This window comes from Lysinibacillus sp. FSL K6-3209, assembly GCF_037976175.1.
Classification (GTDB): Bacteria; Bacillota; Bacilli; order Bacillales_A; family Planococcaceae; genus Lysinibacillus; species Lysinibacillus sphaericus_D.
Window position 1 is genome coordinate 1349466 of sequence record NZ_CP150264.1, and the last position, 19300, is coordinate 1368765.

The window sequence follows — 19300 nt, forward strand, 5'->3', positions numbered from 1 at the left end:
TTTTGGTAAAATGGAATCGTGAGATTAGGAGGCAATAATTATGAATAAAGCATTTAAAAAAATCCATGTCGTTGTAATGGATTCAGTTGGGATTGGTGAAGCACCAGACGCAGCTAAATTCGGAGATGCAGGCGCACATACTTTAGGTCACATCGCTGAAAAAATGAATGGGCTTACAATGCCCGTTATGGAGTCTTTTGGCTTAGCGAATATCGAACCACTTCAAGGACTACAAGCAACAAATACACCGCAAGCATACTACGGTAAAATGCAAGAGGCATCTGTCGGGAAAGATACAATGACAGGGCATTGGGAAATAATGGGTCTTAATATTGATAAGCCATTTAAAGTGTATCCTGAAGGTTTCCCTGCTGAACTGATTGCCGAGCTTGAACAACGTACAGGACGCAAAGTACTGTGTAATAAGCCTGCAAGTGGTACACAGGTGATTGAAGACTTTGGACAGGAACATATGGAGACAGGGGCTATTATTGTCTATACATCGGCTGACCCTGTGTTACAAATTGCTGCGCATGAAGACATCATTCCGCTGGACGAACTTTATAAAATTTGTGAGATTGCACGTGAGTTGACATTACAGCCTGAATACTTAGTAGGACGCGTGATTGCACGTCCATTTATCGGTACACCAGGTAACTTTACACGCACGCCAAATCGTCATGACTATGCGTTAAAGCCTTTTGGACGTACAACGATGAATGCTTTAAAAGATGCTGGTTTTGATGTAATTGCTATTGGTAAAATTTCTGATATTTTCAATGGTGAAGGGGTTACTGAAGCAGTTCGTACAAAAAATAATATGGACGGTATGAATCAATTCGCTAAAGTTGCAAAGCAAGATTTCCATGGGATTAGCTTCTTAAATTTAGTGGACTTTGATGCCAATTTTGGGCATCGTCGTGATCCGCTTGGTTACGGTAACGCATTACAAGAATTCGATGCGCGTCTTCCTGAAATTTTACAGGCAATGACAGAAGATGATTTACTGATGATTACAGCAGACCACGGTAATGATCCGACATTCCCTGGCACAGACCATACACGTGAATATGTACCGCTAATTGTCTATTCACCACGTTTTAAAGGTGGAAGCGAGCTTGCTCTTCGTGAGACTTTTGCAGATATTGCAGCAACTGTCGCTGAAAACTTCAAAGTAGAAGCACCACCATTCGGTAAGAGTTTCTTAAATGATTTAAAATAAGGAGGAATTGTCTATGAATATGGTGCAGCTTTTTGAAAAGAAAAAACAAGGCAAAGAACTGACACAAGCTGAAATCCAATACTTTGTTGAAGGCTATACAACAGGTGCTATTCCGGATTATCAGGCGAGTTCATTGTTAATGGCTATTCGCTTACTTGGTATGACTGACGAAGAAACGTTTTATTTAACGAAGGCAATGATTGAATCAGGTGATGTAATTGATTTAACTTCAATTGAAGGTTTTAAAATTGATAAACATTCTACAGGCGGTGTCGGTGATAAAGTCACGTTAATCGTCACACCAATCATTGCTTCTCTAGGCATTCCAGTGGCGAAGTTTAGCGGTAAAGGCTTAGGTATTACAGGTGGCACAATCGATAAATTAGAATCAATCCGTGGCTTTAAAACAGAATTATCGTCACAAGAATTCATTGATAATGTCAATAAACATAAAATTGCGGTTGCTGGTCAGACAGGCAATCTTGTACCTGCCGACAAAAAACTTTATGCATTGCGAGATGTGACAGGTACTGTCGACTCTATTCCGTTAATTGCTGCGTCGATTATGAGTAAAAAAATTGCAAGTGGTGCAGACGGCATTGTGCTAGATGTAAAATGTGGCTCGGGTGCCTTTATGAAAACGGAAGAAGAAGCGAAGAAATTAGCTGAAGCGATGACAGCAATTGGTGAAAAATTAGGCCGTAAAGTTGTCGCTCATATTAGCGATATGGATAATCCATTAGGAAAAATGATCGGTAATAAACTTGAGGTAGTAGAGGCGTATGCCTTGCTAAAAGGTCGCTTAGAAGAGACGCACGCAGACTTATTAGAAGAGTGCATTATTATTTCTTCTCTAATGTATCAGATTGCGGCTGGAGTAGATGAAACAACAGCGGTAGCAGCTGTCAAAAAAGTGATGGAAGATGGCTCAGCAGCAGCGAAGTTTGAGGAATTTATCGTAGCGCAAGGCGGCGATTTAGCGGATATTGTGCAAAATGACACAACACATAAGGTGGCTGTAAAAGCAGCGTCAGAGGGTGTTGTCGCGTCGATTAATGCATTGATGATTGGTGAAGCAAGCGTTAGTCTTGGCGCTGGTCGCTTAACGAAGGAATCTTCGCTTGATTATGATGCAGGCATCCAGCTAGTCGCGAAAAAAGGTGACCGCGTCAGTGCGGATGAAACCATTGCCTATCTGTATTCAAACAGTGAAATTAACGAAGAAACAATCACTAAAGTACAGCAAGCCTATTCAATGGCATAAGTATAAATTAACAGAAAACGCTAGTTTATGGTAGCACAGGCGGTGATGCTGCTCAGAACGCACACACCGTAAGACGCGACAAACCTGCGCGTTAGCGAGGGTTGCGGCTTACGTGTGTGCCCGCGGAAAGCACCGCCGAAGCGAAAAAGTGTTAGATTGATGGCAGTCAATCTAACACTTTTTTTCGTTCTACTCGTATTGAATACCTACATAAATTAGCTTTCTACAATGACACACTGACAAAAAATGTAGACGACGTTTAAAACCTTTTGATTTATCCCATACTGCACTTAACCTAAAAGCAATAAGAATGTCGATTTGACACTATTTCAAGAGACTTTGCACTAGTTCTGTCAACAGCAAGGATTTGTTATATGGAATGTGGAATTGCACGAGGAGGAGGCGATGTTCATGCATTTTCAATTAGAAATGGTAACAAGAGAGACAGTAGTTATACGTTTATTTGGGGAGCTCGATCATCATGCAGTAGAGCAAATTCGGGCTAAAATTTCTACAGCAATTTTTCAGGGGGCTGTAACGACCATCATTTGGAATTTTGAGCGACTATCGTTTATGGATAGTTCAGGTGTAGGCCTAGTGCTTGGTCGAATGCGTGAGTTAGAAGCAGTCGCTGGACGAACTATTTTATTAAATCCATCGCCGACGATGCGAAAAGTATTTCAATTTTCAGGCTTAGGTCCGTGGATGATGGATGCAACAGAGGAAGAAGCGATTGATCGAGTTAGGGGGATTGTAAATGGATAACGAAATGACATTAACTTTTTTAGCAATTAGCGAAAACGAAGCCTTAGCACGTGTGGCGATAACGGGTTTTATCGCACAATTAGATCCAACAATTGATGAGCTATCAGAATTTAAAACAGTTGTCTCAGAGGCTGTTTCCAATGCCATTATTCACGGTTATGAAGAAGATGGAAAAGGTGTCGTTACAGTTCATGCAAAGCGTGAGGATGATATTGTAACGGTGTCTGTGATGGATAAAGGGGTTGGTATTGCGGATGTAAGTCAAGCAATGGAGCCTTTGTTTACGACGAAAAGTGCAATGGAACGTTCTGGTATGGGCTTTACCATTATGGACAGCTTTTCAGATCAGTTGACTGTCATGTCCAAGTGGCAGGAAGGTACAACTGTAACGTTTACGAAAAAATTTTATTCGGTTCGCACGGCGGTAATGTGAGGTTGCTATCGTGAAGCCGATAGAACAGTCGTCCGATAAGCTTTTGTCACAGGAGGAAATGCGTGATTTAATTGCGCGTTCACAACAGGGCGATCATGAAGCTCGTAAACGAATGATTGAGGGGAATACGAGGCTTGTGTGGTCTATCGTCCAACGCTTTACAACAAGGGGCGTGGAGCTCGAAGATTTATTTCAAATAGGCTGTATTGGCCTTATGAAATCAGTAGATAAGTTTGATTTAGCGTACGATGTGAAATTTTCCACATATGCTGTCCCGATGATTATCGGTGAAATACAGCGCTTTTTAAGGGATGACGGTATGGTAAAAGTGAGCCGTTCAATTCGCGAGCTCAACTTTAAAATCCGCCATGCGACGGATGAATTTATTAAAAATAACGAGCATCCCCCGACCATTCAAGAATTAGCACAGGTTCTTGGCGTCACGACTGAGGAAATTGTGACAGCGTCTGATGCGTTAAGGGATCCAGCTTCCTTACATGAGCAATTGTATGAAAGTGAAGGGGATTCCATTACATTAATGGACCAAATGAAGGATGAAAAATCAGAGCAACCTTTTGAATATATTCCGTTAAAAGAAGTGCTGACAAGACTTGATCCGAGGGAACAATCCATTATCTATTTACGCTATTTTTCAGATTGTACACAAACTGAAATTGCCACTCGTCTTGGTATTTCGCAAGTACAAGTATCTCGTTTAGAGAAAAAGATTTTAGCGCAGTTGAAAAGTTGGATGGCGACCAGTGCCACGGTAGAACACGGAGTAGAAAAAGACATCTAAGAAAATGGTGACAGCATGACAAATAAACTATTTAACAGCTTAGAAGAAGCCGAAGATTTTCTTAAAGAGCAATTTGGAGACGGCGAATCATTTGACGTAGGTATTAAGCATTTATTTGTCAAAGATTTGCCGGTTCTTTGTGCATATATTAGCGGACTTGTTGATGGGGAAGCCCTGACGCAATTACTATCCAACATGTTACCTGAAGAAGACATTGATATTGATGATGAGCGAGAATATTTTGAAGCGCATTTCAACTTTCATGGTCGTTCTGAAGAAACTGAACGTAAAGCCTATTTGCTCGCTATTTTAAGTGGGCAAGTAACCTTTATTACGAAAAGTGGTTACTGCTATATTGCGGAGCTTCGGAGTTATCCAGGGCGCTCACCAGAAGAGCCGGATAATGAAAAGGTAATACGCGGTTCTAGGGATGGTTTTACAGAGGGGATTTCACAAAATACAGCTTTAGTTCGTCGACGCATTCGCAACAGTAATTTACGCTTCGAGCTACATAAAATATCCAAAATCGGTCAAACCGATGTCGCAATTGCGTATATGAAGGATATTGCAAATGAGGAAATGCTCGATAAATTGCGACAGCGTCTTAGTCAAATTAATCATGATGGTTTGACAATGGCCGATAAATCACTAGAGGAATGGCTGTTTAAGCAAAAGTTTCACCCAGTTCCTTTTGTACGCTATACAGAACGTCCTGATATTGTCGCTGCTCATTTACTAGAGGGGCATGTAGCGATTATGGTGGATACTTCACCTTCTGTTATTTTAGTGCCAGTTACGATGTTCCATTTATTGCAGCATGCTGAAGAATACAGACAAGCGCCTACTGTCGGGACCTTTGTGCGTTTTATGCGCTATTTCGGAACAATTATGGGGTTACTATTATTACCTTTATGGTATTTATTTGTAACGAATGAATCGTTACTACCTGATTCGCTATCTTTTTTAGGTAGTCAGGATAAATCACATATTCCGATATTACTGCAAATTCTAATCGCCGATATTGGGATTGAATTTCTAAGGATGGCCGCCATCCATACCCCGACACCATTGTCTACTGCGATGGGTTTAGTAGCCGGGGTAATTATTGGGCAGATTGCCATTGATGTTGGTGTATTCTCATCCGAAGTTGTGTTATATACAGCAGTAGGAGCAATCTTTACGTTTATTATTCCATCTTACGAGCTAGGAATTTCCATTAAGCTCTTCCGATTTGTTTTGCTTATTATGACAGGTATTTGGGGAGAAGATGGATTATTTATTGGATTGTTTTTATTATTTACCTATTTATGTTCATTACGTCCGTTACAAGCACCCTATTTATGGCCGCTCGTTCCATTTTTCCCAACTGCGATGCTTCGCGTCATTATCCGCTTCCCTATGACGTCAGATGCGCTAAGACCATATGTAGTCGCTTCCAAACAGAGAAAAAGATCATAGGAGCCGTTGCACTCACTTTTTTCATGTGATAAAGTTCACATATAGTATTTTGTGATTTTTGCAAAAATTATCTTTGCTAGTAAATGGCTAGATGTTTTTATCTTGTGACATGCAAATACCTGCTAAGATAATACAATGTCTCGATAGGAATGTTTGAGTAAGAGCTGACAAACCACGAGGTACGCAAATGTCACAAAATGGAGACGTGAAAAGGGAGAGATGCAAATGCATTTATATGGAACACAAGCGATTTCAGAAGATGGACATTTAACAATAGGACAAGTAGATACATTAGAACTTGCGAAAGAATATGGTACGCCATTATTTGTTTACGATACAGCGCTAATTCGTAAGCGAGCACGCGGCTTTATCGATACATTTAAAAAACTAGGGGTAAAGGCTGAAGTAGCGTATGCTTCCAAAGCATTTGCATGTGTAGCGGTGTATCAATTAGCAGCAGAGGAAAACCTATCCTTGGATGTTGTCTCTGGAGGGGAGCTATTTACAGCATTAAAAGCTGGATTCCCAGCAGAGCGAATTCACTTCCATGGTAATAATAAAAGCATTGCGGAATTAGAGTTAGCCTTTGATTCAAAAATTGGCTGTATTGTTGTAGATAACTTCTATGAAATTCAGCTTTTAAAAGAAATTGCTGAGCGTCGTCAACAAAAAATGCGTATTTTATTACGTGTCACACCAGGTGTTGAGGCACATACGCATGATTTTATTACGACAGGGCAAGCGGATTCTAAGTTTGGCTTTGACTTAAATAATGGACAAGCCGATCAAGCATTTGAGCAAACGTTTAAACATGAATACTTACAACTATTAGGCTTACACTGCCATATTGGCTCTCAAATTTTTGATACAGCTGGCTTTGGCTTAGCGGGTGAAAAACTAATCGACAAGATTTCTGATTGGAACAAGACTCACGGTTTTACGTGTACTGTGTTAAACTTAGGTGGGGGCTTCGGTATTCGCTATACAGAAGAAGATGCACCGCTTGAGCCACAAGTGTATGTAGAGGACATGATTACTGTTGTGAAAAATAAAGCAACTGTACTTGGACTAACAATGCCAGAAATCTGGATTGAACCAGGCCGTTCACTTGTCGGTGATGCAGGAACATCACTTTATACGATAGGTTCTCAAAAAACAGTACCAGATGTACGTAAATACATTGCAGTTGATGGCGGAATGAGTGATAATATTCGTCCTGCATTATATGATGCAAAATACGAGGCAGTCATCGCTAGTAAAGCTAATGCACCAAAAGAAGCAACGTACACTGTAGCTGGGAAACTTTGTGAATCTGGCGATAAATTGATTATCGATGCAAAATTACAAGAGGCAGCTTCTGGTGATGTACTAGCAATCTTCTGTACAGGGGCATATGGCTATTCGATGGCAAGCAACTACAACCGTGTACCACGTCCAGCAGTGGTATTTGTAGAAAATGGACAGCATCAATTAGCGATTAAACGTGAAAGTTACGAAGATATTGTACAAAATGATCTCCCGCTAACGCTAAAAAAGGGTGAATAAATTTGAGAAAAAACAAATGGGTATTATTGGCATCTATGACGACATTTATTTTGTTGTGGGGCGTTGTCTATTGGGTGTTAGCGTCGCAAGGTATTCTCGGCCCTGGTTCGTAAGACAGAAAATTGGCTTGCGGTAATAGTACAAATCGTGTAGGATAGTCAAAGATTATGTACAGCTAGAAAAAGAGGGAATAGACAAATATGTTAATTCGATATAAAAAAGCTTTCGAGAAAATAGCAATGGGGCTACTCTCGTTTATGCCTAACGAAAAAGACATAAAAAAGCTCACAGAGACAATCCAATCCTATGAAAATGATGATAATTGGGTATTATATTTATGGAAAAAGAACGATGAATACGTTGGTATCGTCGGGCTTGTAACAGACAATCACACAGCAACAATTCAGCACGTTTCTGTAGTTCCTTCTTACAGAGGAGAAGGCGTGGCAAAAGAAATGCTACAAGAAGTAGCAGAACTTGGCCAATACGAACAATTGCGTGCAACAGATGAAACGCGTGAATTTGTTCGCAAATGTATACAATGTAATGAAGAAAAAGCAGACGAAAGTTAACGTCTGCTTTTTCTTTGTTTGCTTTCTTGTCGTTCAGCAAGAATATGTGAGCGATCACGTAGCATATGTTTATGAAGAAGATAGTTAGGGTTGCTTTCCGGTAAAAGCTGTATGCGAGCTGTTACTAAATTTTGTAAAGTAGGTGTCAGCGGTAATTGAAAAGCTTGAAAGGACTTGCCCGTTTGAATATGGCTAAGTGTTTCGGTTAATTGTAATAGAAGTTTTGTGTAGTCGATTTCGTTAAAAAACACATTGCCTTTATTGACTTGAAAATTAGTGAGTGCTTTATGTAAGATTTTGAAAGCACCAGTTGCGTTGCCACGACGCCAATGATATAATCCTGTCGCTAGTTGAACATAGCCAACAAGAGGATGATTTTTATTGCCAGGCGCAATGTTTTTCCAATATTCCTCAAGCACTTCATGGCATTCAAAAAAATCCCCATTGCCATTGAAATAGGCACAGTAATCAATAAATAAAGTATGGTGCTGTGGATGCATTTTGAACTCCTTTCCACTATACTAAAAGAACATTGAATATCAGGGTGGTAAAATAATGTCTTATGAAGTAAAGTTAGAAGCCTTTTCAGGTCCTCTGGATCTATTATTGCATTTAATTCACAGATTGGAAATTGATATCTATGATATTCCAATGGCTGAAATTACGCAACAATATATTGATCATATCCATGCGATGCAGGTGCTTGAATTAAATGAGGCGAGTGAGTATTTAGTGATGGCGGCAACACTTTTGGCTATTAAGAGCCGAATGCTATTACCGATACATGAAGGAGAGCTAGAAGATGCGGAAATCGAAATCGATGGCCCTGACCCTCGTGAAGAACTGGTACAACGTTTAATAGAGTATAAAAAATATAAAGAAGCGGCAAGTAACCTACAAGAGCTTGAAACAGATAGAGCACAGGTATTTACAAGACCACCTTCAGATTTATCGGAATTAGCACCTGATGAACAGATGGCGTTATTCGATATGAACGTCAATATTTATGATATGCTTGGCGCCTTCCAGAAGCTGATGCGCCGAAAAAAATTAAAGAAGCCATTGAAGACAACTGTCACGAGGCAGGAGCGCTCAGTAAAGGAGCAAATGCGTTCTGTTGTGAATTCTTTACGTTTAACAGGTGGACGTGCATCATTTTTCGAGCTTTTTCCTTATGAAGATAAACCAACACTTATTTTAACGTTTCTGTCACTACTTGAACTGATGAAACGTCAAATTGTCATTGTAGAGCAAGACGGTAATTTTGAAGAACTAACGGTCACATTACAGAAGGAGGAATGGGATGATGACGAAGACAATAATCCTACAGAGTAGAATTGAAGCTTTATTATTTGTTGTAGGAGATGATGGCTTAACAGTTAAGCAATTAGCACAGCTACTTGGTGAAGCAGAAGAAGTAGTTGCACCTGCTATGGAGGCACTGCGTGTAGCATTTGACGAAGATGATACTAGAGGGATAACAATTAAGGAAATCGCTGGTGTTTACCAGTTAATTACAAAGCCGCAATTAGCAGATACGATTCAAAAATTAGTAGAAAATCCAACTGCGCAATCATTGTCTCAGGCTTCTTTAGAAGTGTTGGCCATTGTGGCATATAAACAGCCCATTACACGGGTAGCCATCGAAGATTTACGTGGTGTCAAATGTGAACGACCACTGCAAACGCTCGCTTCAAGAGGGCTAGTAAAAGAAGTAGGACGTTCAGAGGGGACAGGTCGTGCGATTTTATATGGCACAACGAAGGAGTTCTTAAACTACTTCGGATTAAATAGTATTGAAGAAATGCCACCATTACCTGAAGAGGACAATGGTGAAGCAGAACAAGAAACTGATTTATTTATGACTAAATTCCAAGAAACGTTTAATGGCGTTAAGTAAACAAAAGAAAAGTGCTAACGCGCTTTCCTTTTAATTTTCATAGTTCTACTTATCTATCACTTAAAATAAGGAGTGGCTTGTTGCTACGGTTACGACGATTAATGGTGTTTATGATAGCTGTGGGATTCTTAACTTTCCCACAAAATGGTTTGGCAAGAGGCGGAAGTGGGTATGTCGTGCTTGACGGTGAGACAGGTCGAGTATTATCAGGTTCTAATAGCGATGAGAGGCTCCCCATTGCGAGCTTAACAAAAATTTGGACAGCTCTCGTCGCGATTGAAAATAGTGATCTTCAAGATGAAGTAATTATTTCACCTAAAGCTGCAATGGCTGAAGGCTCCTCCATTTATTTGCAAGCGGGGGAGACGGTGACGGTTGAAACGTTATTATATGGTTTAATGTTACGATCAGGTAATGATGCTGCGACAGCTTTAGCAGAGCATGCAGGCGGCTCGGTAGAAGGCTTTGTTAAATTAATGAATGAAAGAGCTGTGATTGCGGGACTTACCAATACCGTTTTTATGAACCCTTCAGGTTTGCATCACGACGAGCATTTGTCTTCTGCAAGAGATACAGCTGAAATGCTAAGAATCGCACTTCAAAACAAAACCTTTGAGAAAATTGCATCTACCGTTCTTTATCGTGCCAATACAGTAAATGGTATACTATGGGAAAATAAGCATCGTCTATTGCGGGAAGGTTCGGGTGTCGCAGTTGAAGTAGATGATGAGACGGAGCAACCTGTAAGCTCATTAAAATCGGCAACGGGAACAGCTTTTGCAGGAAAGACTGGTTTTACAAAGGTAGCAGGACGAACGTTGGCAACCGCTTTTCAAAAAGACGGGCAAACATGTATAGTTGTGACGTTAAATGAATCGGATGATTGGAATGTTCACAGAGGCTTAGCAAATGAAGTATGGCAAAACTATAATATGGAGACGGTTGTGAAAAAGGGAAAATATAATGTCAATGATAAATTGGCTATCCGATTAGAGCAACCAATTCAATTGCAATTAAATAAAGAAGAAAAAAAGGTTGTAAGGCAAGTACTGCAAATTTCTAGAAAAAGAAAGGAAGCGGTATTGTCGATTTTTCTAGGGGAAGAGCGAATTTATGCTACACCTGTTAAAGTAGAGTCAGCGGATCGTTAAAAGCGATGCGCTGATTTTTATTTATACTGTATATTGTTTATCTAAAAAGGAATTTTATATTTATAGTAATTGGTGTAAAATTATGTTAGTTAAATTGTATAAGCATGATGGCAAGGAGGGGGACAATTATGGCTACAGCTAAAGTGAATCGAAAGCATAATCAAATAGCAGTCATTATTGTTTTATTTATATCAAGTTTTATCGCTCCATTTATTTTACTATTCCCTATTCAAGAGCTACTGTATCGACCGAATGACTATTACCTTTTTGAGACTATTTTTAAAGCGTATATTATATTAATGATTGCTTTAATAGTCATGGCGAGCGTTCTTTTGGTAAATATAATTATTGCTCCAAAAACAAAAAAGGGGAGAAATATACAACGGGCGATTGTCGGTACATCTTGGTTGCTCGTCCTATTATTTTTATTTTTATGTATTAATCATTATCAAATAATGGATGAAAAAGGACTCCATACGAATGCATTTTTTAGTGTGCAGGAAGATTTGACAAGCTGGGAAGAAATCATTAAAGCAGAACAAACAAACGTGCAAAAAGATGGTGTGACGAAACCAGATAAGTTGATTTTTACGTTAAAGGACGGTTCGACCATTGAACAATCTTTGACAGCCAAGTTAGCGAAAGCCAAACCATTTATCAATCTTGAATTGAGTAAAAATGGCGTTACCATAGAAAATGTATATCAATAAAAAAAGCTACCTAAAAGGGTAGCTTTTTTAGGGTGCCAGACACCGAAACAAATATGAATTTTCAGAATTTTTTGGGTGTCAGGCACCTTTTTTTAAAATTTTGTGGTTTGGTCTATATTAGAAATAGATTGAAAAATAGCTAGGCCATTTTATGTAGTGCAAAGACAAATAAATGAGAAACTAGCAAATAATACACTATTTAGAATAATCGTATTACTAGTGCGGAATGAGTTTCTCTTTTATATTACACAAAAGTATGACATAATTTTCACAGATTGACGGGAAAAATAACCTTCAAAAGGTTACATTTTTAACTAGAGGTGAAACAATGGAAAGATTACAAAAAGTGATTGCATATGCAGGTGTCGCTTCAAGGCGTAAAGCAGAGCAATTGATTGTAGAAGGTAAAGTAAAGGTAAACGGCGTTGTTGTACGTGAACTTGGAACGAAGGTATCCAACTCGGATACAATTGAAGTAGAAGGTGTAAAACTTGAGAAAGAAGATAAAGTTTACTACTTACTATATAAACCACGTGGAACAATTTCTGCAGTAACGGATGATAAAGGACGCAAAACTGTCACAGATTTATTTAAACATATTCCGCAACGTATTTTCCCTGTTGGTCGTCTAGATTATGATACATCTGGATTATTATTACTGACAAATGATGGAGAGTTTTCCTATATGTTAACGCATCCAAAATTTAAAATTGACAAAACATACATTGCACGTGTTAAAGGTGTGCCAACAATTGAGGGCTTAAAAAAGCTACAACGTGGTATTCAATTAGAAGATGGCAAAACAGCACCAGCAAAAGTAAGTATGACTTCTTTTGATGAGCAGGCGGGCAAGGCGATTTGTGAAATTACGATTCACGAAGGGCGAAATCGTCAAGTACGTCGTATGTTTGAGGCAATCGGTACACCGGTAGTCAAACTAAAGCGTGAACGTTTTGCATTTTTAGATTTATACGGTCTAACACCAGGAGAATATCGTGAATTGTCGAAACATGAAGTCAAGCAACTACGTGTGTTAGCTGAAACTGGGCAAATCGGCTAAACGAACAACAGCATGGAAATATATACCGCTATACGTATGGCGGGTTTTTCACTTTCCTCGTGTGAAAACGTTCATAAATCATTCATAATTAATAACTAAGCGATTTTGTATCATTTTGCTATAATAGGTGAGAATAGTACACCTGTTTTAATTTTATCCAGCAGGCGCGTAAACAAAGTAAGTCTCGGGGGAGCTATAACAGATATTTCTTAAGTGTAAGTGAAATATCGACAAATACCCTCGAGGCGTATTTGAGTAGGGGGTTTATTAACTTGGAGAAAAAGAAGAAACGTCTCGTAACCCGCACTATTATTTTAGCCATCTTAGCGATCGCAATTGGGTATACCGTATACGGGACAGCGACAAAGGAAAAGGTAGAGTTAGTAGCTGTTGGCTCTGAAGCACCGAACTTCACGTTAGTAGATTTAAATGGTGAGAAACACAAACTGTCTGATTATAGAGGGCAGGGAGTATTTTTAAATTTCTGGGGAACTTGGTGTAAACCATGTGAAAAGGAAATGCCCGCAATGAATAGCCAATACCAAGTTTTTAAGGATCTAGGTGTACAGACATTGGCCGTCAACATTGCACAAACTGATTTAGAAGTACAAAATTTTGTTGATAAGTACGGCCTTACATTTCCTGTTGTAATTGATAAAACGAAAAGTGTAATGACTGCTTACAATGTTGGCAATTTACCTGCTACAGTTTTAATTGATCCAGACGGTAAGGTAGTGAAGATTACTACTGGAGAAATGACGGAGGCGACAATCGCTTCTTACATGGAATTAATAAAGCCAAAATGAGGGGTAATAGACGATGGAGAATATTATTTGTGCTTGTGGACATAGTAATCCGTTTGGCACGAAGCTCTGTGAGAAATGTGGTCGTCCTTTAACCGAAGAAGAAAAGCAAAATAAAGTTGTCGACATGCGTTATGATGGTACGGCTATTCGCTCAAAGACGTACAACAAATCAATTGTCGACAAAATTTGGAATTTTTTCTCAAGTGTTAAAGTAGGGATAGCATTAATTATTATTACATTAATAGCAGCTTCAATCGGAACGTTACTACCGCAAGAGTTTTACGTAAAAGCTTCTGACATGGAAAAGGGAGCCTATTACGAGGATGTTTACGGTTTAGTGGGGAAAATCTATTATACATTAGGACTTTCTGATTTATACAGCTCTTGGTGGTTCCAGATTTTAGTTGGAATGCTTGCGGTATCCATTATTGTTGCCAGTCTTGACCGTGGTATACCGCTTTACAAATCATTGAAAAATCAACGTGTTAAGCGCCATGAAAGTTTTTTAAAGCGCCAACGTATTGTGGCAGAAGGACAGGTAACAGCAAGTCCTGAAGAGACGCTTAGTAAAGTTGAAAAGAAAATGACTGAAATGAAATACATTGTTCGTCGAGACGGCAGTGCTTTGTTAGCAGAAAAAGGCCGCTTCTCTCGTTACGGTCCGTACATAAATCATGTAGGCCTCATTATCTTTTTAACTGGGGTAATGTTGCGTTTAGTTCCTGGTTTCTATGTCGATGAATCGATATGGGTACGTGAAGGTGAAACACGTGCAATTACTGGCATGGACGGTTATTTTATTGAAAATCGAGACTTTATTTTAGAAACACATGATAATACACCACAAGGTGAACAGCTAAAGCAAGGTGTTAACGTCGTTGCGAAAAACTTCCAAACAGATATTACGTTATATAAGCAACCAGAAGACGCTATTGCTGGTGATACGGAAAATCTAGAAAAGGTGAAAGATTATTCAATTCGAGTGAATCACCCTTTAAAAGAAGCTGGCTATGCACTGTATCAAATGGATTATCGCTTAAATGAATTGAAGCAAATGAATTTCCAACTAGTAAATAAAACAACCGAGCAATCACTTGGTAAAGTAGGAATCGATTTAACAAATCCTAAAAAAGAATACGATTTAGGAAATGGTGTATCTGTTAAATTACTTGTTTACACGCCAGACTTCTCTGGGTTTGAAAATGGTGTTCCGCAAACAGCGACGTCAGTTCCTAATAATCCAGCATTTCTATTTAAAATGACGACACCAGAAACACCAAAGGGTGAAACAAGCTTCGTTGCGATTAAACAAACACTCGAACCACTAGGTGAAAACCAATACAAAATGAAGTTTGATAGTGTGGAAACACGCGATATGTCTGGTTTTACAATACGTAAAGACCGCACAATCCCAATTTTATTTGTTGGTGGTATTATTTTCATGATCGGCGTTGCAATCGGTTCATATTGGAACCACCGTCGACTTTGGTTACAAGTAGAGCCTGATGGTCATGTACTGATGGCTGCCCATGTAAACAAAAATATGTTCAGCATGAAAAAAGATTTAGATGCCGTGACTGCATTTGCTGGCCTACCGCAATATAAGGATCAGTTAGAGCCGTCTGAAGAAGGCGAAGAGTCCACAAATCGTGGCAATACTAAAAAGGAAGGTGACAACACCTTATGAGTTTGATTGACTTAAGTGGAAATCTATTATTTGTTGCATTCTTAGCCTATCTAGTAGCTACTTTACTATTTGGCGGCGCTATTAAACAATCCAATGCTTCGGGCAAAAACACAGACAAATGGGGTAAGCTGGCGATTGTCGTAACAATTATAGGTTTCCTTTCGCAAATTGGTTACTTTATTACACGTTGGATTCACACAGGTCACGCACCTGTAAGTAATATGTTTGAATTTACGACTGCTTTCGGGATGTTTATTGTTGGTGCATTTATTTTAATTTACTTTATTTATCGCCTAACAGCGCTTGGTTTAGTGGCGTTACCTGTAGCGTTATTAATCATTGCCTATGCATCGATGTTCCCGACAGAAGTAAGTCCATTAGTACCGTCATTGCAAAGTCATTGGTTAACAATTCACGTTATTACGGCTGCTATGGGTCAATCGATTTTAGCGATTAGTGCAGTTGCAGGTTTAATTTATTTATTAAAAGTTGTAGATTTAAACAAACCTTCAAAGCAGCGTTTCTGGCTTGAAGCGGTTATGTACTGTTTAGTCGTTGTGCTTGGCTTTGTTATTGTGTCGTCTACATTTAGTGCGATGGATTATGAATCGAAATACACGTATATTGATAAAGAAGATGTATCTCGCCAGATCACTTATAATTTGCCACCGATTTTTGGGATGAATGAGTATGAGGCAGTAGAGGAACATGGCATGTCTCCATTAGTAGAAATGCCTGCATTGATTAATGCGAAAAAATTAACAACGGTCGTTTGGTCATTATTAGTAGGCTCGTTACTATACTTATTAATTCGCCTTATTGCACGTCGTCGCATAAGCGCGATATTCCAACCGCTTGTTAAACGTGTAAATCTACAATTACTGGATGAAGTCGGTTATCGTTCTGTTATTATTGGTTTCCCAGTATTTACATTAGGTGCACTCATATTTGCGATGATATGGGCACAACTTGCGTGGAGTCGTTTCTGGGGTTGGGACCCGAAAGAAGTATGGGCCCTCATTACATGGTTATTCTACGCAGCATTCCTACATCTACGTTTATCTAAAGGCTGGGAAGGTGAAAAATCTGCTTGGTTAGCATTAATTGGCTTTGGTATTATATTATTTAACCTTATTGCCGTTAACTTAATTCTTGCAGGTTTACACTCCTACGCGTAACAATGGGAACAAAAAGCCTTTTCGCTGCTGCGAAAGGGCTTTCTTTTCTTTTCAAGTCGTAGCGTACCATGTACAATAGAAGGGTAGAGAAAGATCGGAAGAGAGGGATCGTGAAAGTGTCAGAAAATATTTCAGTATTAGTAGTAGACGACGAGGATCGTATTCGACGCTTATTAAAAATGTATTTGGAGCGCGAAGGGTATCAAGTTGACGAAGCAGAGAATGGTGAAGAAGCGATCGAGAAATCTTTAGAAAAAGAGTACCACTGTATTTTACTAGATATTATGATGCCTGAAAAAGATGGGCTTGAAGTATGTGCAGAAATTCGCGAAAGAGCTGCAACTCCAATTATTTTATTAACTGCAAAAGGCGAGGAAGCGAACCGTGTACAAGGCTTCGAGCTTGGAGCAGATGATTATATTGTAAAGCCATTTAGTCCTCGTGAGGTGGTTCTACGCGTAAAAGCGATTTTACGTCGTTCACAAGCATTTTCACCTACGACAAATGCATCGTCATCAAAAGATTTAGTTGTATTCCAACATTTGATGATTGACCATGATGCTCACCGTGTAACAGCGGAAGGTATCGAAGTAAATTTAACACCAAAAGAGTATGAATTATTGTATTTCCTTGCAAAATCTCCTGATAAAGTATTTGACCGTGAACAATTACTAAAAGAGGTTTGGCATTATGATTTCTTTGGAGACCTACGAACAGTCGATACACATGTGAAGCGTCTACGTGAGAAGCTGAATCGTGTATCCGAGAACGCAGCGAAAATGATTGTCACTGTTTGGGGCGTTGGCTACAAATTTGAGGTTGTCAATGAATAGAATATGGAACAGTGTTGTCGGGAAGCTATGGGTAACCATATTGCTTCTCGTTTCATTTGTATTATTTGTTTTCACGGTTTTAATGCTCGAATTTCTTCAAAACTATCATATGCAGCAAGCAGAAATTTCACTGCGTCAAACGGCTGCAACAATAGCGAGTATAGTGGATGACAATGAGACGGCAGAATCGACTTCGCAACTCCTTACAGATATTTTACCTGAGGGTACAAATGCACTTATCGCCATAAATCATTTGGAAGTCTCATTTGCGATGCAAGAAGGCGTCAACAAGAAAGAAATTCAAGATGAAATTTTAGCGAATAAATCCTTCCATGAAATTTTCCAATCAGATGAACCTATTATAAAGGAAATGATGATGCCATCTTCAACTGATAAAGGAAAGATGGAATCGTATGTTGTGCTAGGGTTTCCACTAAATGTGGAAAATGAAGTGCATGGTGCTGTATTTATTTATCAAAGTCCAGATGCGTTACATAAAACATCGAAAGAGACGACCAAAATTGTCTTTTTAGCGGCATTTATTGCGTTTGTGTTAACGACATTTTTTGCATTTTTCTTATCATCCCGTATTACATCACCATTACGTAAAATGCGTGAACTAGCTTTTGAAATTGCAAAAGGGAATTTCGAGGCAAAAATGCCGACAACGCAAAATGATGAAATCGGCCAGCTAGCTGTTGCGTTCAATCAAATGGGGCGTCAGCTAAAGCATAACTTAGAAGTAATCAATCAAGAAAATGAGCAATTGTCCAATATTTTAACATCCATGACAGATGCCGTGATAACGTTTAACCGTGATCGAACAATTTTACTGAGCAATCCGCCGGCGGAACGTTTAATGCAAAAATGGTTTGTAAATAAAGGCTCGCAAAGCGCAAAGCCGATTCCACCAGAACTCTATCATATGCTCGATCATGTACTAATGTTTGAAGATAAGTTAGAAGAAGAAATTGAAATGGATGGAAATTATTATACATTTACGATTAGCCCGCTCTATAGTGGGGAATTAATTCGTGGAGCAGTTGCTGTAATCCGCGATATGACAGAGCAGCATCGTCTAGAAAAGCTACGTTCAGATTTTATTGCCAATGTATCACATGAACTACGTACACCGATTTCCATGTTACAAGGCTATTCAGAGGCATTAATGGATGATGATTTTATTCAAGATCAAGAAGAACGCAATGAGATTACGAAAATTATTTATGATGAATCGAAGCGTATGGGACGTTTAGTAACTGATTTATTGGATTTAGCGCGAATGGAATCAGGACATATGACACTATACAAAGATGAAGTACCGATTAACTCGACATTTGAACGTATTACGCAGAAATTTGCTCAAGTGGCAAAAGAAAAGCACGTGCAGCTTTTATTTAATAGTGAGTTTGATAATGATGCCCGCATAAGTATGGATGAAGATCGTATCGAACAAGTGTTAACGAATTTAGTAGATAATGCACTGCGTCATACAGACGAAGGTTCTGTCATTGTCAAGATAGAGCAAGAGCCAACCTTTGCCAAAATATCTGTTCAGGATACAGGGCATGGGATTCCACAGGAAGATTTACCGTATGTCTTTGAACGTTTTTATAAAGCGGATAAAGCACGGACACGTTCTAAAGGCGGAACGGGTTTAGGGCTTGCAATTGCTCGAAATATTGTGAAGGCGCACTCTGGCAATATTATGGTCGATAGTGTGTTAAAAGAGGGCACAACCTTTACTTTCTATTTACCTTTCGAATAAATTCATTAAGAAGCCCTTAGCTGATTCCATCTGACAATGCTCTTTCATGCTGACACAGGTCATGCGTGTAGTTAGAACTAGCTGCACTATTTGGCAATAATACCAATATCTGTGAGGGTCTAGCTGTCGGCTTTTGCTCGGGTTTGGCA

Annotated in this window: 19 protein-coding genes; 18 read left to right on the forward strand and 1 reads right to left on the reverse strand. The window is 39.2% G+C overall.

Annotation, left to right across the window (positions count from 1 at the left end):
- The first annotated feature begins 40 nt into the window (after positions 1-40).
- The 8 genes from deoB to MHH88_RS06365 all read left to right on the forward strand — a co-directional run bounded on the left by deoB (position 41) and on the right by MHH88_RS06365 (position 8058).
- A complete protein-coding gene (deoB, locus tag MHH88_RS06330) occupies positions 41-1222 on the forward strand; it encodes a phosphopentomutase (RefSeq protein ID WP_339261898.1) in 1182 nt (393 codons plus the stop codon).
- A 13-nt stretch (positions 1223-1235) separates the two neighbouring features.
- Positions 1236-2486, forward strand: a complete 1251-nt coding sequence (locus tag MHH88_RS06335) for a thymidine phosphorylase (protein WP_339261899.1) — start codon at positions 1236-1238, stop codon at positions 2484-2486.
- Between the two features lie 411 nt (positions 2487-2897).
- Positions 2898-3251, forward strand: coding sequence for an anti-sigma F factor antagonist (spoIIAA, locus tag MHH88_RS06340; protein ID WP_024361503.1), 354 nt, complete (start codon positions 2898-2900; stop codon positions 3249-3251).
- Complete coding sequence (gene spoIIAB, locus MHH88_RS06345) at positions 3244-3684, forward strand: anti-sigma F factor (protein ID WP_024361502.1); 441 nt, start codon at positions 3244-3246, stop codon at positions 3682-3684. Before spoIIAA ends, spoIIAB begins: the two co-directional genes overlap by 8 nt.
- 10 nt (positions 3685-3694) lie before the next feature.
- Positions 3695-4483, forward strand: coding sequence for an RNA polymerase sporulation sigma factor SigF (gene sigF / locus MHH88_RS06350; protein WP_024361501.1), 789 nt, complete (start codon positions 3695-3697; stop codon positions 4481-4483).
- Positions 4484-4498: 15 nt separating this feature from the next.
- Positions 4499-5941 (forward strand): spore germination protein, encoded by a 1443-nt coding sequence (locus tag MHH88_RS06355; RefSeq protein ID WP_069510916.1) that lies wholly within the window; start codon positions 4499-4501, stop codon positions 5939-5941.
- A gap of 225 nt (positions 5942-6166) precedes the next feature.
- Positions 6167-7486: a diaminopimelate decarboxylase gene (gene lysA / locus MHH88_RS06360; RefSeq protein WP_069510914.1), complete on the forward strand. Its 1320-nt coding sequence runs from the start codon at positions 6167-6169 to the stop codon at positions 7484-7486.
- 200 nt (positions 7487-7686) lie between these two features.
- Complete coding sequence (locus tag MHH88_RS06365) at positions 7687-8058, forward strand: GNAT family N-acetyltransferase (protein ID WP_069510912.1); 372 nt, start codon at positions 7687-7689, stop codon at positions 8056-8058.
- Here the strand turns inward: MHH88_RS06365 and MHH88_RS06370 are convergent.
- A complete protein-coding gene (locus MHH88_RS06370) occupies positions 8055-8558 on the reverse strand; it encodes a DUF309 domain-containing protein (protein WP_069510910.1) in 504 nt (167 codons plus the stop codon). The two genes, MHH88_RS06365 and MHH88_RS06370, sit on opposite strands and share 4 nt — an antisense overlap.
- 55 nt (positions 8559-8613) lie before the next feature.
- Between MHH88_RS06370 and MHH88_RS06375 the strand changes: the two genes are divergently transcribed.
- The 10 genes from MHH88_RS06375 to MHH88_RS06420 all read left to right on the forward strand — a co-directional run bounded on the left by MHH88_RS06375 (position 8614) and on the right by MHH88_RS06420 (position 19151).
- Positions 8614-9393 (forward strand): segregation/condensation protein A, encoded by a 780-nt coding sequence (locus MHH88_RS06375; RefSeq protein ID WP_024361496.1) that lies wholly within the window; start codon positions 8614-8616, stop codon positions 9391-9393.
- Positions 9365-9958: an SMC-Scp complex subunit ScpB gene (scpB, locus tag MHH88_RS06380; RefSeq protein ID WP_339263008.1), complete on the forward strand. Its 594-nt coding sequence runs from the start codon at positions 9365-9367 to the stop codon at positions 9956-9958. The genes MHH88_RS06375 and scpB overlap by 29 nt, the downstream gene beginning before the upstream one ends.
- Before the next feature lie 101 nt (positions 9959-10059).
- On the forward strand, positions 10060-11109 hold the full coding sequence (locus tag MHH88_RS06385) for a serine hydrolase (RefSeq protein ID WP_339261902.1): 1050 nt from the start codon (positions 10060-10062) through the stop codon (positions 11107-11109).
- A 128-nt stretch (positions 11110-11237) separates the two neighbouring features.
- Positions 11238-11819, forward strand: a complete 582-nt coding sequence (locus tag MHH88_RS06390; protein WP_339261903.1) for a hypothetical protein — start codon at positions 11238-11240, stop codon at positions 11817-11819.
- 328 nt (positions 11820-12147) lie between these two features.
- Positions 12148-12879 carry a pseudouridine synthase gene (locus MHH88_RS06395; protein ID WP_069510902.1) on the forward strand — a complete coding sequence of 244 codons (732 nt, stop codon included), beginning with the start codon at positions 12148-12150 and terminating at the stop codon, positions 12877-12879.
- Between the two features lie 272 nt (positions 12880-13151).
- Positions 13152-13685, forward strand: coding sequence for a thiol-disulfide oxidoreductase ResA (gene resA, locus MHH88_RS06400; RefSeq protein WP_024361491.1), 534 nt, complete (start codon positions 13152-13154; stop codon positions 13683-13685).
- Between the two features lie 13 nt (positions 13686-13698).
- Positions 13699-15372, forward strand: coding sequence for a cytochrome c biogenesis protein ResB (locus MHH88_RS06405; RefSeq protein ID WP_069510900.1), 1674 nt, complete (start codon positions 13699-13701; stop codon positions 15370-15372).
- Entirely contained in the window at positions 15369-16550 is a 1182-nt protein-coding gene (gene ccsB / locus MHH88_RS06410) for a c-type cytochrome biogenesis protein CcsB (RefSeq protein WP_339261905.1), read from the forward strand. The genes MHH88_RS06405 and ccsB overlap by 4 nt, the downstream gene beginning before the upstream one ends.
- A gap of 116 nt (positions 16551-16666) precedes the next feature.
- Positions 16667-17383, forward strand: a complete 717-nt coding sequence (locus MHH88_RS06415; RefSeq protein WP_024361488.1) for a response regulator transcription factor — start codon at positions 16667-16669, stop codon at positions 17381-17383.
- Positions 17376-19151, forward strand: coding sequence for an ATP-binding protein (locus MHH88_RS06420; RefSeq protein ID WP_339261907.1), 1776 nt, complete (start codon positions 17376-17378; stop codon positions 19149-19151). The genes MHH88_RS06415 and MHH88_RS06420 overlap by 8 nt, the downstream gene beginning before the upstream one ends.
- Positions 19152-19300 lie beyond the last annotated feature (149 nt).

Bases quoted from the DNA above. Each gene is read 5' to 3' on its own strand.
- MHH88_RS06365 (WP_069510912.1), top strand. From the start codon at position 7,687: ATGTTAATTCGATATAAAAAAGCTTTCGAGAAAATAGCAATGGGGCTA.
- deoB (WP_339261898.1), top strand. From the start codon at position 41: ATGAATAAAGCATTTAAAAAAATCCATGTCGTTGTAATGGATTCAGTT.
- MHH88_RS06395 (WP_069510902.1), top strand. From the start codon at position 12,148: ATGGAAAGATTACAAAAAGTGATTGCATATGCAGGTGTCGCTTCAAGG.
- lysA (WP_069510914.1), top strand. From the start codon at position 6,167: ATGCATTTATATGGAACACAAGCGATTTCAGAAGATGGACATTTAACA.
- scpB (WP_339263008.1), top strand. From the start codon at position 9,365: ATGACGAAGACAATAATCCTACAGAGTAGAATTGAAGCTTTATTATTT.
- MHH88_RS06405 (WP_069510900.1), top strand. From the start codon at position 13,699: ATGGAGAATATTATTTGTGCTTGTGGACATAGTAATCCGTTTGGCACG.
- MHH88_RS06370 (WP_069510910.1), bottom strand. From the start codon at position 8,558: ATGCATCCACAGCACCATACTTTATTTATTGATTACTGTGCCTATTTC.
- MHH88_RS06385 (WP_339261902.1), top strand. From the start codon at position 10,060: ATGGTGTTTATGATAGCTGTGGGATTCTTAACTTTCCCACAAAATGGT.
- MHH88_RS06390 (WP_339261903.1), top strand. From the start codon at position 11,238: ATGGCTACAGCTAAAGTGAATCGAAAGCATAATCAAATAGCAGTCATT.
- ccsB (WP_339261905.1), top strand. From the start codon at position 15,369: ATGAGTTTGATTGACTTAAGTGGAAATCTATTATTTGTTGCATTCTTA.
- MHH88_RS06375 (WP_024361496.1), top strand. From the start codon at position 8,614: ATGTCTTATGAAGTAAAGTTAGAAGCCTTTTCAGGTCCTCTGGATCTA.
- MHH88_RS06420 (WP_339261907.1), top strand. From the start codon at position 17,376: ATGAATAGAATATGGAACAGTGTTGTCGGGAAGCTATGGGTAACCATA.
- MHH88_RS06355 (WP_069510916.1), top strand. From the start codon at position 4,499: ATGACAAATAAACTATTTAACAGCTTAGAAGAAGCCGAAGATTTTCTT.
- MHH88_RS06335 (WP_339261899.1), top strand. From the start codon at position 1,236: ATGAATATGGTGCAGCTTTTTGAAAAGAAAAAACAAGGCAAAGAACTG.
- spoIIAB (WP_024361502.1), top strand. From the start codon at position 3,244: ATGGATAACGAAATGACATTAACTTTTTTAGCAATTAGCGAAAACGAA.
- spoIIAA (WP_024361503.1), top strand. From the start codon at position 2,898: ATGCATTTTCAATTAGAAATGGTAACAAGAGAGACAGTAGTTATACGT.